9 protein-coding genes are annotated in these 15,614 nt (G+C 58.2%); 8 read left to right on the top strand and 1 reads right to left on the bottom strand.

The features are described from left to right. Positions 1 to 21: 21 nt before the first annotated feature. The 8 genes from F1C16_RS04970 (at position 22) to F1C16_RS04935 (ending at position 12,219) form a co-directional block, all read left to right on the top strand. Positions 22 to 1,491 carry a glutamate synthase subunit beta gene (locus F1C16_RS04970; protein ID WP_185283251.1) on the top strand — a complete coding sequence of 490 codons (1,470 nt, stop codon included), beginning with the start codon at positions 22 to 24 and terminating at the stop codon, positions 1,489 to 1,491. A gap of 150 nt (positions 1,492 to 1,641) precedes the next feature. Beyond that, positions 1,642 to 3,042 carry a toxin-antitoxin system YwqK family antitoxin gene (locus F1C16_RS04965; protein ID WP_185283250.1) on the top strand — a complete coding sequence of 467 codons (1,401 nt, stop codon included), beginning with the start codon at positions 1,642 to 1,644 and terminating at the stop codon, positions 3,040 to 3,042. A 626-nt stretch (positions 3,043 to 3,668) separates the two neighbouring features. After that, positions 3,669 to 6,062, top strand: a complete 2,394-nt coding sequence (locus F1C16_RS04960; RefSeq protein ID WP_185283249.1) for a TonB-dependent receptor domain-containing protein — start codon at positions 3,669 to 3,671, stop codon at positions 6,060 to 6,062. 228 nt (positions 6,063 to 6,290) lie between these two features. Then, positions 6,291 to 6,947 carry a TIGR02117 family protein gene (locus F1C16_RS04955; protein ID WP_185283248.1) on the top strand — a complete coding sequence of 219 codons (657 nt, stop codon included), beginning with the start codon at positions 6,291 to 6,293 and terminating at the stop codon, positions 6,945 to 6,947. A gap of 178 nt (positions 6,948 to 7,125) precedes the next feature. Further along, complete coding sequence (locus tag F1C16_RS04950) at positions 7,126 to 7,491, top strand: hypothetical protein (RefSeq protein WP_185283247.1); 366 nt, start codon at positions 7,126 to 7,128, stop codon at positions 7,489 to 7,491. A 150-nt stretch (positions 7,492 to 7,641) separates the two neighbouring features. Next, positions 7,642 to 9,060: a histidine--tRNA ligase gene (gene hisS / locus F1C16_RS04945; protein WP_185283246.1), complete on the top strand. Its 1,419-nt coding sequence runs from the start codon at positions 7,642 to 7,644 to the stop codon at positions 9,058 to 9,060. A gap of 7 nt (positions 9,061 to 9,067) precedes the next feature. After that, positions 9,068 to 10,228, top strand: a complete 1,161-nt coding sequence (locus tag F1C16_RS04940) for an aromatic amino acid lyase (RefSeq protein WP_185283245.1) — start codon at positions 9,068 to 9,070, stop codon at positions 10,226 to 10,228. A gap of 65 nt (positions 10,229 to 10,293) precedes the next feature. Then, positions 10,294 to 12,219 (top strand): gliding motility-associated C-terminal domain-containing protein, encoded by a 1,926-nt coding sequence (locus F1C16_RS04935; protein ID WP_185283244.1) that lies wholly within the window; start codon positions 10,294 to 10,296, stop codon positions 12,217 to 12,219. Between the two features lie 3 nt (positions 12,220 to 12,222). On the opposite strand, the gene F1C16_RS04930 is transcribed toward F1C16_RS04935, so the two are convergent. Then, positions 12,223 to 15,015 carry a PAS domain-containing hybrid sensor histidine kinase/response regulator gene (locus F1C16_RS04930; RefSeq protein ID WP_185283243.1) on the bottom strand — a complete coding sequence of 931 codons (2,793 nt, stop codon included), beginning with the start codon at positions 15,013 to 15,015 and terminating at the stop codon, positions 12,223 to 12,225. Positions 15,016 to 15,614: the final 599 nt, after the last annotated feature.

Below are 15,614 nucleotides of genomic sequence, written 5' to 3'. Positions count from 1 at the left end.
GGGTGAACACCAGCACGACCCATGTCCCACATCACCGGTTTCAAAGAGTTTCCCCGCGTTCTACCCCCCAAAGTGTCTCCTACCGAGCGGGTGCGCCACTACCAGGAGTTTATTGGGATGTACTCGGAGGCGGAGCTGAACCACCAGGCGGCTCGCTGCATGGACTGCGGCATTCCGTTCTGCCACTCGGGCTGCCCGCTGGGCAACATCATTCCTGAGTTCAACGACGCTGTGTACCAGCAGGACTGGCAGGAAGCCTACCGCATTCTGGCGTCTACCAACAACTTTCCGGAGTTTACGGGCCGCATTTGCCCCGCACCTTGCGAGTCGGCGTGCGTGCTGAGCATCCATAGCCAGCCGGTTGCTATTGAGGAAATCGAAAAGCACATCATCGAAATTGCCTTCGAGAAGGGCTTTGTGCAGCCTACGGCGCCTCTGCTGAAAACCGGTCAGACGGTGGCTGTGGTAGGCTCGGGTCCGGCGGGGCTGGCCGCGGCGGCGCAGCTGGTGAAGGCGGGCCACACCGTCACGGTATTCGAGCGCGACGACCGGCCGGGCGGCCTGCTGCGCTACGGCATTCCCGATTTCAAGCTGGAAAAATGGGTGATTGACCGCCGCATTGAGCTGCTGGAAAAAGACGGCGTGGTATTCCGGTGCAACGTGGAGGTAGGCAAAGACATTTCGGCCGATGAGCTGACCAATAGTTTCGATGCTGTGGTGCTGGCCGGGGGCGCTACCATCCCGCGCGACCTCACCATTCCAGGCCGCGACCTGCATGGCATCTACTTCGCCATGGACTACCTCAACCAGCAAAACAAGCGCGTAAGCCAGCCCGACTGGGCCCACGACCCCATCCTAGCCACCGACCAAGATGTGGTCGTAATTGGTGGCGGCGACACCGGCTCCGACTGTGTGGGCACGGCCAACCGCCAGGGCGCCCGCTCGGTGCGGCAGTTTGCTATGATGATGGAGCCACCCACCGAGCGCACCAAGCACATGCCTTGGCCTACCTACCCCTTGCTACTGAGCACTACTAGCTCGCACGAAGAAGGCTGCGAGCGGCATTGGGGTGTGAACACCAAGGCCTTTTTGGGCGATATGCAAGGCAACCTGCGCGCCCTGTTGGTCACGGACATCACCTGGGAAACCGACGAGCGGGGCAAGCGCGTAAAGTTTGAGGAAATTGCTGGCTCGGAGCGCGAAATTCCGGCGCAGCTGGCTTTCTTGGCCATTGGCTACCTACACCCGAAGCACGATGGTCTACTCACCGACCTGAAGGTGGAGCTGGACGAGCGCGGCCACGTGCAAGCCACTGAGCGCGACTACCGCACCAACGTAGACAAGGTGTTTGTAGCCGGTGATGCGCGCCGAGGGCAGTCGTTGGTGGTATGGGCCATTTCGGAAGGTAGGGAGGCCGCCCGGCAAGTAGATCTGTTCCTGACCGGCAAAACCGCCCTACCCAGCAAGGACGCAGTAGGCATGTTTGCTTAAAATTATTTCCCGCCGAGGTTCGCGGAGGCAAAACGCCGAGGTTCGCAGAGTTCTAACGATGGTCGTCGTTAGAACTCTGCGAACCTCGGCGTTTTGCCTCCGCGAACCTCGGCGGGAAATTTTCTTCCCCAACTTTCCGTTCTTGCCAGCATGAAACGTTTGCTGTTCCCGCTGCTGCTGCTGCCTACCCTCGCCTACCCCCAGAAACTGCGCCGCTTGGTCACGTACCAAGACTCGACTAAGACGAGAGTGCGCGAGGTGTACTCGGCCATTGTGGCCGGCGACACCGTGATGGAAGGCCCCTACAAGCGCTTCTACCGCTCGGGCGCGTTGGAAGCCCAAACCAGTTACCGCGCTGGCAAAGCAGATAGCGCCTATGTGGAGTTTTTTCCGGATGGCAAAAAGCGAGTAGAAGTGACCTTTCGGCAGGGCGAGCGGCAGGGGCCGTTCAAGACGTTCTACAACTCGGGCCAGGTGGCCCAGGAGGGCACCTACACCAACGACCAGCCCACCGGCACGCTGCGCTACTACCATCCGGATGGTAAAATCAAGATGGAAACCACCCTAGCCAATGGGCAGCCGGCGGGCACTGTGCGGGAGTTGTATCCGTCGGGCAAGGTGCGGTCCGAAATCACCTACGCCAACGGGCAGCCCAACGGACCATCCAAAACCTACTACGAAAACGGCCAGCTACAAAGCGAGTCGATGTACCGGGGCGGCTTGCTCACGGGCTCCTACAAAACCTACTACCCCAACGGCCAGGTAGAAACCGAGGTGCAGGCCGATGCTAAAGGCAAGGGCACCTACCGCAGCTACTACCCTTCCGGCAAGCTCCGCACCGAGGGGAGCTATGCCGCGGCTACCCTCCAGCAACGAGCCGTATCGAACCCATTGGGCGACAACAGCACCAAAGCCCCCACAGCCAACCTGGGCGGCACCAGCAACCTCGATGGTCCCGCCAAATCATACTACGAGAGCGGAGCCTTGAAAAGCACGATGACCTATAAGAACGGCACGCTGGTAGGCACCCAAAAGGATTTCTACGAGTTGGGGAAGGTGGAGCAGGAAATCGAGTACAGCAACCAGGCCCGCGACCGGAAGCTGACCACTTACTATCCAGCCGGAGCCCTGAAAGCAGAGCAACAGTTCAAGAACAATCAACCGGCGGGCACGTGGCGCACGTTTTTCCCCGATGGCAAGCAGCCCCATTTTGTAGACCCCTACCAAAACGGCAAGCTGGTAGGCGAACGGCTGGAATACTTCGAGAACGGCACCGTGCAAAGCCGCGTGACGTATGAAAACGGCCGCCCAACCGGCCTGAAGCAAGAGTTTTACCCATCGGGCAAGCTTAAGAGCGAAACCAACTACGCCAAAGGCCTGAAAGTCGGCCCCTACCGCCAGTTGCGCGAGGATGGTACTTTAGAGGAAGCAGGCGCCTTCCGCAACGGCAAGCAAACCGGCGTGTGGACGTATTACAAAGCTGATGGCAAAGCGGTACAGGAAAAGAAAACATTCCGCAACGGGCAGGTAGTAACACCGGGAGCCAAATAGCCAATTTATTCCGCCCCGAAGCGAAGGAGCATAAAAGAGGGAGTGAAAGGGAGCAGGCTAACTGATAAAGTTAGTTCTCCTTTCTCACTCCCTCTTTTATGCTCCTTCGCTTCGCGTAAGATTCTTTAGTTAAAGTATATCAACTAAATAGCTATTCGCAGGCAACCGTGCTGTGAAACCTCGCATCTACCATATCAAATACCATCTCTTCCGGTCTATATATAGAAAAACGAAAATAAATTTACCTAGTACCTTGCGTTGCATAGTACCTTATACTACCTTTGAATCACTAACCTAAGATACCTGCTGTGGCGCCCGATTCTCTACCGGCGTCGCCCGCCACGGCCACCGGACACCGCCCCGCCAACCGGGTTGGGCTGCTGATTGCGCTCTGGAAAAATTATACTTTTCCGAGTTACAGTCTTTCGTGTTTCGGTTTGTGGAGTTGCTTGCAAGCAGCTTCCCCCCTGCGTGTGTACTTACTCTGGTGGCAATGCCCCTCCCCCTTGACGGAACCGCGGCCGTTGGGCTGGCCTCGCATTGCCGGATTTTTCATCCAACTCACCACTCCGATGAACTCCTTCCTGACTTTTCGCCGGGCACTGCGGTGCCTGGGGCTCCTCGTTATGCTCTTTCCGCTGACCGCCTGGGCCCAAACTGCCGGCACCATAACCGGCACGCTACTCGATGCCGCCAACAACCAGCCCCTACCCTTTACGACCGTAGTGCTTCTGCAAGCGCGGGACAGCAGCCAAGTAGCCACCGGCACGCAAACCGCTGAAAATGGCACCTTTACCTTAGAGCCCGTGCAGCCTGGCTCCTACCTGTTGCGCACCTCGGCAGTGGGCTACGGCACTCTGCGCCGGGCGGTTACCATCACGGCCGCCGCGCCTACCATGCGTCTGGGCACATTGCGGCTGGCTTCTACGACCACCAAGCTAGGCGAAGTGACTGTGACGGGTGAACGGGCTGCTGTGGTGGATAACCTTGATAAGAAGGTGATTAACGTGGACAAGGACCTAAACAGCGCCGGCGGTACGGCCGTGGACGTGCTGCAAAACGTACCCTCCGTGGCCGTGGACCAAAACGGGCAAGCTACCCTGCGCGGCGCCGACGTGGCCATCTACCTCGATGGCAAGCCGGCTCCATCCAACTTCCGGCTGGAGCAGTTGCCAGCCAGCCGCATCGAGAACGTGGAGGTTATTACCAACCCCTCGGCGCGCTACCCCGCGGCCGGTGCGGGTGGGGTCATCAACATCACACTTAAAAAGCAGCAGAAAGACGGCTGGAATGGCCAGGCGGCCGGTATTCTGGGCACGCGGGAAAAGTATAACCTGTCGCTGAGCGCCAACCGCAAGCTGGGTAAGCTCAACTTCTTCGGCAGCTACGATGCCAACGACAACCACTACCGGGGCGAATCAGATCTGCGCCAGGCGGCTACGGTAGAAGGTCTTACCACGCGCACCGACCAGAACGGCCGCAGCCTACGCCACCAGCAATACCACGGCGGCCGCTTCGGGGTAGACTACGACCTCACAAAAGACCAAAAAATCACGGTTTCGGCCGATCTGAGCCAGAGCCGGGGTTCTTCGCGGGAAAATCTGAATACTATCCTCACCCGTGGTACCGATGCCCCACTGGCCCTGCGCAACCTGGGCTACTCCAACGAAAAGCAGCACCAATCGGTGTACTCGGTGGACTACCGCCGCACCTGGGCCGAGCACAAAGGCCGCGAGCTGACCGCCAACGTTAGCCTCGTAGATGTAGGCGTGGATGTGCAGGTAGGACAGCGCGTGCTGGATGGCCCCGCCTCCTACCCCCGCCAGGAACGCCGGCAGTTGTATGGCGTAGGCATCAACGTCCTGCAAGGTCAAGCCGACTACGTACACCCGCTAGGCGAGAAAGGCCGCCTGGATGTGGGCCTGCGTAACGAGTCGTGGTGGTCGGATGGCACAACGGACTACCTTCTGCAAGCTGGTGAAAACGAAGCCTTTGTTCGACTTGATAATCAGTCGTTTGCCTACCGCTACCAGCAGCATGTGCAGGCCGGCTATGCCACCGCCCAGCAGGAATTTGGCAAGTGGAGTCTGCAAGGCGGGCTGCGGGCCGAGCACACTACCCTCGATGGGCGCGTGCTACCCAACACTGGTCAGTTCACCCAGCGCTACCTCAATCTGTTTCCCACGGCTACCTTGGTGCGCACCCTACCCGGCGACCAGCGCCTGCAACTCAGCTACTCACGCCGCCTCAACCGGCCCAACTTCATGCAAGTGCTGGCCCTACCCATCTACAACGACCAGCGCAACTACCGCATCGGCAACCCCGTGCTGCGGCCCGAGTTCATCAACTCGGTGGAGCTGGGCCACCAAGCCACCTGGAAGCAGACCTCGCTGACGACCACACTGTTCTGGCGCCAGACCACGGATGCCATCCAGGCCATCCGCGCCATCGACACGGCGGCTACTCGCCTCAGTGGCCAACCCGATTTCATCACCCGCACCAGCTACCAGAACTTCGGCCAAACCAACAACTACGGCCTGGAAATGTCGTTGAATCAGCCCCTTGCAAAGTGGTGGAAAATCACGGCCAGCGGCTCGGTATACCGCAATGAGGTGACCAGCTTCCTAGGCGACGGCCGCAACCGCAGCACCGTCACGGGCACGGCTCGCCTGATGAACAGCTTCACGCCCACCAAACAGCTTGATGTGCAGCTTACTGCTAATTATCGGGCGCCGCAACTCACGGCCCAGGGCCGCTTAGCTGCTTTCCACGGCATTGATGTGGCCCTGCGCCAACGCCTGTTTGAAGACCGCGCCGCCCTTACCCTGCGGGTAAGCGACATCTTCAACACCCGTCGCAACTACACCCAACTGTATTCTGACGGCCTGGAATCCAACTTCCGCACCAAGTACGAAACGCGCGTGGGCTACCTCGGCTTCACTTGGTTCTTCGGCAACAGCAAGCCCTCCAAGAAAATCGACCAGGGGCCACAGGGCGGTGGCGGCGGTTTCGGTGGCTAAGGCTGATGAGTTGATGGGTTGATTATTGATGTGTTGGTGAGTTGATGTATCTGTGTCATCCTGAGCATTCCGCGCATCAAGCGGCGACGAAGGACCTTATCTTGTAAGAACGACTGGCGTACCAACGACTCGTTCAACTGGCATAAGGTCCTTCGTCGCCGCTTGATGCGCGGAATGCTCAGGATGACACAGATACATCATCACACAAGCACATCAGCTCATCACCCCATGCCGCTTGCTGCCCTGGTTTTATTGCTGCTCACCGGCACGCTGGTGCCCATCAACCGGAAATTCCGCGAAACACCCGGCGGTATTACGGTTTTTGTGGTATCCAACGGCCTGCATACTGATATAGTAGTGCCCACCCAGGAGGCGCGCACGGGCCTCGACTGGCGGCCATTGCTCACCGCGCCAAGCCAGCCGGCACGGCCGGCAGCCTACCCTTTCGTGGCATTTGGGTGGGGCAACGCCGGCTTTTACCGTAGCTCCCGCGGCGGGCACACGCCGGGCGTGGGCACTACCCTGCGGGCCGCCCTACCCTCGCCTACCTTGCTGCACGTGAGTTGGTGTGCCGGGCCACCGCAGCCCGGTACCCGCGTAGCAGCGTTGCGCATTTCGGCCGCGCAGTATGAGGCCCTGGCGGCTACCATTCGGGCCTCGTTTCAGGCTGATTCTGTGGGGCGCTTTGTGCCGGCCGTTATGCTTGGCTACACCGCTCAGGACCAGTTTTTTGAGGCACGCGGGCGCTACCATGTACTGCGCACTTGCAACGACTGGACGAACCGCATATTGCGGCGCGCTGGCCTGCGCGCTGCCCTTAAAGCGCCGCTAGCCGGTTCTGTACTTTACCAAGTACAACACGTTCCTAAAACAAGGAACCATTAAAGCACTTGAATAATAGTATGTTAGTTTTTATGCCGGTTTATCGGATTATTTTGATGAAAACTGATAATTTTCGATAAAAAGCTACTTTTACGTGCACTTTATATGAATCTAGCCGTTTAAGTATCATTATTCTCACTGCTCTTGCATTCGGGGTAGTAACGAATCGATCCAAATTACGATGCTGCATATTCACCGCGACCCACTGCCCGACCGCTTCCTGCTGATTCCGGCTTCCGATTCTTCGGAGTCGGCGGAGTTGGATTTATCACGGTCGTTGCACCGGGCTTCGCGTAGCGACAAACCTTCTATTTGGCTCGACTGTAGTCTGATTACGGATCAGCTTTCGGAAGATGCGGTAGACATTCTGTTGGCCTACTCTTTCATGCTACGCCAGCAAGGCCGGCAGTTGGTACTTTGCCACGCCAATGAGGCTATCCAGGCCGAATTTGCCCGCCACGACGAGGCCTCCCAGCCCAGCATTGTCTCCACCCTCCTCGATCAGCCCGACACGGAATCCGGGCAGGTCCACCATATCAGCTTGTAGCCCTAGACATCGGTCTACCGGTCGGGTTTGTGTACCTTCGCGGTTTCATTCACTTTAATGGATTAAAAGGGAAGAGTTGAAAATTAAGAATTAGCTAACTGGCCCATAGCCGGCTTTTTTAATTCTTAACTTTTGATTCTTAAGTTTTAATTGAATCAGATGAAACCCAGTATACCGCAAGGTACCCGCGACTTTGGACCGGCCGTAGTGGTCCGCCGCAACTATATTTTTGGCATCATTCGCCGCACGTTCGAGAAGTTTGGCTATGCTCCGCTCGAAACCCCTACCCTCGAAAACCTGTCGGTGCTGACGGGTAAGTACGGCGAGGAAGGCGACCAGCTGTTGTTTAAGGTGCTCAACTCGGGCAACTTCCTGAAAAAGCAGAAGGGCGATGTGGTGAAAGAGGAAGTGACGCCCGACGACTTGCTCGCCGGTGCCAAACAGGTGCTACCCAAAATCGCGGAGAAAGGCCTGCGCTACGACCTGACGGTGCCGTTTGCCCGCTACGTGGTGATGAACCGGGGCACGCTCACGTTCCCCTTCAAACGCTACCAGATCCAGCCCGTGTGGCGCGCCGACCGCCCCCAGCGCGGCCGCTACCGCGAGTTCTACCAGTGCGACGCCGACGTGGTGGGCACCGACTCGCTGCTCTGCGAGGCCGAGATTGTGCTCATGATGTGCGAAGTACTGAACGGGCTGGGCCTGACGGAATTTACTATCAAAATCAACCACCGTCGGGTGCTGAGCGCTATTTACCAGGCGCTGGGCGGCGAGGGCACCGAAACGGCCCTGTTCACGGCCATCGACAAGCTCGACAAAATTGGGCAGGAAGGCGTAGAGAAAGAGCTGCGTGAGAAAGGCTTCAGTGACGACGCGCTAGGCCGGTTGTTTGCGTTACTGGGCGTAGAGGGCACTTTTGGCGAGAAGCTGGAGCGCTTGCAGGCCGCCTTCGTTACGGCTGGGGTAGCGCCCGAAAACGAAGAAGGCTACAAAGGCCTGGAGGATCTGGCACGCGTGCAGGAGCTGCTGCAAGGCTTTGGCTTCTCGCAGTTCGACCACCTGGATTTTGACGTGACCCTGGCCCGCGGCCTGAGCTACTACACGGGCTGTATCTTTGAAATCAAGATCAACAACGTGAACATGGGCAGCGTGTCGGGCGGCGGGCGCTACGACAACCTGACCGGGGCCTTTGGCCTGCCGGGCGTATCGGGGGTAGGGTTTTCCTTTGGCGTCGACCGGCTCTACGATTGTCTCGACGAGCTGCAACTTTTCCCCACCGACGCCACCACTACCACGCGCTGTCTGCTGGTTAATTTCGATGCCGAGAGCGAAACCGCCGTGCTGCCCGTGCTGCGCCAGCTGCGCGACGCTGGTATTGCCAGCGAGCTATACCCAGAGGCCGGTAAACTGAAAAAGCAGTTTCAATACGCCGACCAGAAAGGTATTCCCTATGTGCTGCTGCAAGGCTCGGAGGAACGGGCGGCTGGGCAGTTCAAGCTGAAAACCATGCGTACCGGTGAAGAACGGACTGTTTCGCTGGCTGATGCACTCGCGGAGCTAACAAAGTAAGACACGTATGGCCGAGGACTTCCTCCTTACTCCTACCACTCCGCTCACGCTGCCTACCCTGCGCACACTGCTAGCCAGCGATGCCCGCGTGGTGACGGATGCTGGCGGTGTTCCAACTTCCAGCCCGGACACTACAGCGTCGGCTGCACCGCTCCTGGCGGCCGCCTGCGGGGTAGGCGCCGAAGCGCCTGGCGAGTTGGTGCGCCTCATGTTGCTGCTCCAAGCCGGGCAGCAGCAGCGGCGCGGTGCTTCGGCCGCCACCGTGCGCCGCCTACTCGACTTCTACAACCGCGAGGTGCTACCCGTGGTCTACCAGCAGGGCGGCGACCAGGCCGGGCTGGCCCATTTAAGTTTGCCGCTGTTTGGCTTGGGCGAGGTAAACTACCAGGGCTACCGCCTGCAAACGAGCGACGTGCTGGAGCTATTCGGCTGGGCACCCCTGCCGCAAGCTGATGCGGACGTAGCAACCTTACTGACCGGAACGAGTTTCACGCTGGCCTACGCGGTGCGGGCGTGGCTACGGGCTGAGCACCTGCTGTTGGTGGCCGACAGCCTCATTTCCTTGTCGTTGGCTGTATTGCGGGGTGATGAAGAGTTGGTTGCTTCACCTACCCATACGGCCTGCCATGCGGCGTTGGCTTATGTGCAGCAAGCGTTGGAAGCAGCGTTTACCGCTCCTACCCCCGATGAGCAGCATACCCCACGAAGCCCCCTCTCCACACCGGACGCGGCAGACGTTTCGCTGGCCCTGCGGACACTGTTGCTAACAGTAGCCGAGTTGGGCAGCCGTTCGGCTGGGCGCACGGAACAACTGCTACGTAGTGCAGCCCCTATGCTAGCAGGTTTACGCCACCCGGTTGGCAGCTTGCTGCGGCAGAACAATCAGCTTTGCGCCGTGCTGCCGGCAGCAGATGGCCGCTATGGCAACCCCAGCGCCGAGGTCGCCATCAGCGCGTATCAGCTACTCGATAATACGGAGCAATTGCTTGGAATTGAGCTGGTAATGACTTCACAACAGCTACCTGCGCAGCTACCCGTCGCGGCGCATTTGGTACTGGATGCCCGCGAAAAAATACCGCCGCTCGTTGAGCAGCAACCTGTGTACCCGGTGGTGCACGCAGCCGCGCAGTTTGTGCGCCGTTACGCTCAGCCGGGTCAAGCTGTTTAAGCTGGTCTTATCTATTCTTCGACTGTTTCAGACACGCAATCAGGCTTGGCCGCCGTTAACACCTCGTGAAACTCTACCAACTCTTTTTGTGTGGATTGCTGAACATCGTCGGGCTGACGGCGGCACGGGCGCAATGCCCTACCTCACCGCCCTCGGAGCAGGCGCGCTTCCGGTTTTTTGACGTCGAAACCAAACAGGAAATCACCGACCGGTTTTTGTGTGTGGGCAAGCGCATCCGGATTGTAGATGCCAGCAATCCGCGCCTCGTATCCGGCCAGGTGTTTTACCAGTGGCAAGCCAGCGTAGCGTGCCGCGGATTTACAGATACCACCTCGTTTTACACCCCTACCACCGCCGGCCCGATAGTACTGACGGTCAACATCAACCAAAACCAGACGGGTGGCGGCTCCTCGGGGTTGTTAGTAGCCTATCCGGCTTTCGAGGTGAAAACCTCCCCGCCGCCTACCTTCTCGCTCGTGAGCTGCACGCCGGGCGCGGTGCAAGTCACCATCACCGACCCTACCTACGACCGGTACACGGTGCAGGTAGGCAGCGGCCCGGCCGTGGCGGCTACCCGCAATACAACGACTACCTACCCTGTTCCGGCCGGCAGCCCCAGCACCGTGACTGTGGCAGGCTACTACGTGGCGGCTACCCTGTGCAGCAACACGGCTACGCAGTCGTTTACGCCGCCCGCTCTGGCTCAGGCAGCGCAGTTTCAGCGGCTGAGCCTGAACGGCACCACGGCCCAGCTCACGTTTGCGGGGTTGCAGGCTGGGTATCAGTACAGCTTGCAGTTGCGCGACGCCAGCGCACCCGGCGGCTACCGTACCCTGACGGCTCTTTCGGCGGCAGCTTCCACTTACTCGCTGCCCAATGCAACTGTGCCGGGCTGCTATCGACTACTGCAAACAGATGCCTGTCAGCCTTCCGTTACCAACCTACCATCCAACGAGCTGTGCACGGTGGCTCTCACTGCCACTGCCCAGAATAACCAGAACCTACTTACCTGGACTACCGACCAAGCCGGGCCTTTTGAGATGGTGCGCGATGGGCAGGTAGTAGCGCAGCTGCCCGCCGGCACCACCCGCTACGCCGATGCGGCCGTGACGTGCGGCACCAGTTACACCTACCGTGTGCGGGCCACTGGCGGTGGCCTGTCAGAATCCGGTGAGGTGCGCGCAACGGCGGTTTCGACGGACGCGCCACCCGCGCCGGTGCTGCTGGCCAGCTACACGCTTCGCAATCAGGTAGAACTGTCGGTGAGCGGCCCTGCAAGCGGCAGTTTGCAGTATACCTACCTGCGCGATGCCGCTACGCTAGCTACCACCACGGCCCGTTCATTGCGTGATTCCACGCAGGCGACGCCAGCGCGGGCGTGCTATACGGCCACCGTGCGCGATGCCTGCGGCAATACCTCAGCTCCCAGCGCAGCCGTATGCCCCGTCGTCCTGACGGCTGAATCTACTATCCCAGAAGGTACCACCGTGCGCCTGACCTGGACGGCTCTCGGTGCGCCTACCCCCGCCATGCCGGTCACCTACCGCCTGCTCACTCTAGCCCCCGACAATACGGTGCTTAATGCTCGCGTCGTGACGCTGCCTACTACCCTCGACCAGCCCACAGCCGACCAACAGGTACTGCGCTACCGGATAGAGGCCACAGGAGGCGGCCTGCCGGCGCCCAGTTATTCCAACGTGGCCACGGTGGCGCGTCGCCTGCAAGTAGTCATTCCCAACGCGTTTTCGCCCAATGGCGACGGCCAGAATGATGTCTTTGGCGTGAAAGGCCGCTTTCTCGGCCCTTTTCTACTGGTAGTGGTAGACCGAAGTGGCCAGGAGGTATTTCGGGCCACCGACCGTTCCCAGACCTGGGATGGCCGCATAGGCGGGCGCCTACCAGTACCTGCTACTTATGTATGGCGCTTCGAGGCAACGGATGCCACTGGCCAACGCACGGTAGACCACGGCACCGTCACGATTTTGCGGTAGTGTTTACTTTGGTTGTGTACTGGCCAATGGTGGGTATTCGCTGATAAGCTGTACGAGCAAGCGGCACAGGTCGTCCTCCTCAAAGGGTTTGGTCAAGCAGGCATTCATACCAGCAGCCAGATAGCTGGCTCGATCTGCTTCGAATGCATTGGCTGTCAGTGCAATAATAGGCACGCCGGCCCGCCGCTCATTGGTGCACAGCCGGATGGCCTGAGTTACTTCTACCCCACTCAATCCCGGCATCTGGATGTCGAGAATAGCTGCGTTGTAGTCGTTTTCTTGTAGTTGTGCCAGCGCATCGAGGCCATTACCCACGGCGTATACCAGCACGCCCCAGTGCTCCAGCATCACAGTGGCCAGCCATTGGTTCACCATGTTATCTTCGGCCAGCAGCACACGCACCCCATGCAGCTCCGGGTAGCCGGGAGCGGCTGGTTGCTCGGCTGGTTGTTTGGCGGCCGTAGTGTCTTCGGCGCGGGGCAGCGAGAGGACGAACGAAAACGTAGTGCCCTCATTGGGTAAACTACTCAGCAACAGTGTACCGCCCATATAGCGCACCAGCTGTTCGCTGATAGCTAACCCCAGGCCGGTCCCCCCAAACCGCCGACTGGTTTCGAGGCTGGCCTGTGCAAAGGTCCCGAAAATAGCCTCCTGTTGCTCGGGCGCGATGCCTATGCCCGTATCTGTTACCCAGAAGCGAAGCGTTAGGGCTGCGCTATTTTCGGCCAGCACGGTTACCCTTAGCTGCACACTACCCTGCTCCGTGAACTTAATGGCATTACCGAGCAGGTTAAGCAACACCTGGCGCAGGCGGTAGGCATCGCCAAGCAAGCGAGGAACGGGGGCGCAGTCCAATGGCTGAATAATCAACTGCAACCCTTTTTCGATGGCTAAAGGGGCTACCGTTTGACTAACCGCTTCTAGCAGCACATCCAGGCTAAAGGCCGCCTGATCCAGCTCCAGATGGTTGGCCGTTATTTTCGCCATGTCCAACACGTCATTAACCAGCGCCAGCAAGTGCTGCCCAGCCCGCTGCATCGTAGATAGGTATTCCTGCTGTTGGCTGGTGAGCGGGGTTTTCTCTAGTAGGGCAGCCATGCCCAGTACCCCATTCAGTGGCGTTCGTATTTCGTGACTCATACGTGACAGAAACGCTTCTTTCGCGCGCGCGTTGTCTTCTGCCTCCTGCTGCGCCTTTTTTAACGCTGTGATATCGGTACTGACTATTAACAATTCTGGCTCTTTGCCCAGCTGCGGCAGAGGATGCATGTACGTTTGCAGTATGCACGTTTCACCCGAGGCCATTTCCAGTGGCATTTCCGTCGTCAGCGACTTCTGCGACGTTAAGACTTGTTCACCTAGCTTACGAATCTGCCGAAGCTGCTGCTTCACAACAGCAGTTTGCTGACTTGCGGGCAGCATATGCTGGCTACGGGCGGCCATTTCATCGAAAGCTGCATTCCGGAATACTACGTCATTGTTGGCATTCTTCACGTAGATAACGCTGGGTAGCGAGTCTACGATAAGCCGGATGAAGGCTTCCTGCGCCCGCATCTGGGCCTCGGCCTCGCGCTGTCGTTCTTCGGCCGCAGACCGGGCCGTGATGTCAATCCCCGATCCTACCACCATCTGCAAGTCACCCACAGCGTTGATGACGGGGCGCAGGTGGCGCAAAATGCGTTTGTTGCCGGTAGGAATCCTGATGGTTTCTTCCCACAGCACATCCGTACGAGTTTTCAACGCCTGCTGGAAACGATCTTTTCTTTCCTGCGCCAATTCCGTAGAGCGTCCCCGAAGTTCAAAGTACTCATCGCTGGTCAGGCCCAGTACCTGCTGGCGCACTCGTGCATCAGAAATGGAAGAAGGATTGGTGAACAGGAAGCGGTGCTGATCATCGAATACGGCCACGTCGACCGGCAGCAGATTTAGGATAGACTCGTAGAACTCCCGCTGTCGTGCCGCGGCTTCCTCCGCCTCTTTGCGCTCAGTGATGTTCAGGCCGGAACTGACGACCATGCGCACATTTCCATCGGGTCCCATGATGGCCCAGCTACGCCGCAGCCAGTATTGCAGTTTACCGGTGGTATGATCAAGCAAATGCTCCTCCCACACCGACTCGCGCCGGTTGCCTATTGCTTCGGCGAATGCCCGTTCGCGCTGTTGAATAACCTCTTCTGGCCGCTGCCGCATCTGGCACAACTCACGGGTAGTTTTGCCCAGCATCTGCTGCCGCCGAGCGGGGTCTGGCTCTACAGTAGGGTTCACGAACAGGTACCGATGTTCCACATCGAATACTACTACCCCTGCGGGTACCTCCATCAGAATAGTTTCGTAGAACAGTTGTTGCTCCAACAACGCCTGCTTGGCCTGTAAAATCGTAGTGACATCGGTTAAGTAATACGTAACGCTGGTTTCGTCAGGCGTGGCACCGTCTACCATCAGCAGATAATGCCGTTCGCCTACCGTCAGCTTTTGTATGGGCTGCTCCGAAGCTGAAGCCGCTAGCGCCCGCAGACGCTGTGTCAACCTATTGTGCGCCTGCAACAACGTATTGCCGGCTCTATTGGCCCAGCACAACGTATCATCCGCATTCACCCGCAGAATTGGGTTGGGGTTTTGTTCTAAGACGTGCGTCAGCGTATGGAGAGTAGCAAATTGGGATGTGGTGGCAGCCAGTTGCTGTTCGAGTGCCGCTATACGGGCTTCAGCTGCAGCCAGCGCTTCTTCGGCCCGAAGCCGGCCGGCCTTCTCCACTGCGATATAGGCAGCGCATTGCTTAGGGGTGGGTGGTAGCATTGTATCCATAGGATGCGTAACATCTAGACTACTTCAAACATACCATTTGCAGACGCCTGCAGATGTATGGAGGACATTGTTTGCCCATAAACTACGCCAATACATTATCCAACTTCGCGATTTCCACCTATAGTACACTAAGGTGTACTACCGTCCCAATTTGGTTGATCCTTTTCGCCTGCATAAGTATATACTCCTTTAGTAGGCTTAATGGCTACGCATGAACCAAATAAGTAAGCATATTGGTCGGTCCAGAGGATTACCTAATTAGCTTGCTCGCTGTAATTTGCTGCTCATATCATATCCTATTTTATTGCGAATAATGTGCTTACCACGGAACATGACAGCACCACAGGACCGCAGTTGCTTTCTCATTAGCGCATTTCAATTCCCTGAATTAGATACCTAATCCTGGGCTAGCGCCGTTATGGAGCGGTTGTATAGTAGAATTCCGACTAAACAATTGCCCGCACTACCTTAAAACGGCTCCTTGCTTATTGTATTGCTGGTTACTACTCTACCCTCAAGAGCTAACAAGCCATAGGCATACGGCGTCCCGCTTCATTTCGCGTAAATTGCGCCCGCCGCAGCTTCCTTGC

The organism is Hymenobacter sp. NBH84 (assembly GCF_014217645.1).
In the GTDB taxonomy this organism is placed as follows: Bacteria; Bacteroidota; Bacteroidia; order Cytophagales; family Hymenobacteraceae; genus Hymenobacter; species Hymenobacter profundi.
This window is presented reverse-complemented; position numbering and strand designations above follow the sequence as displayed.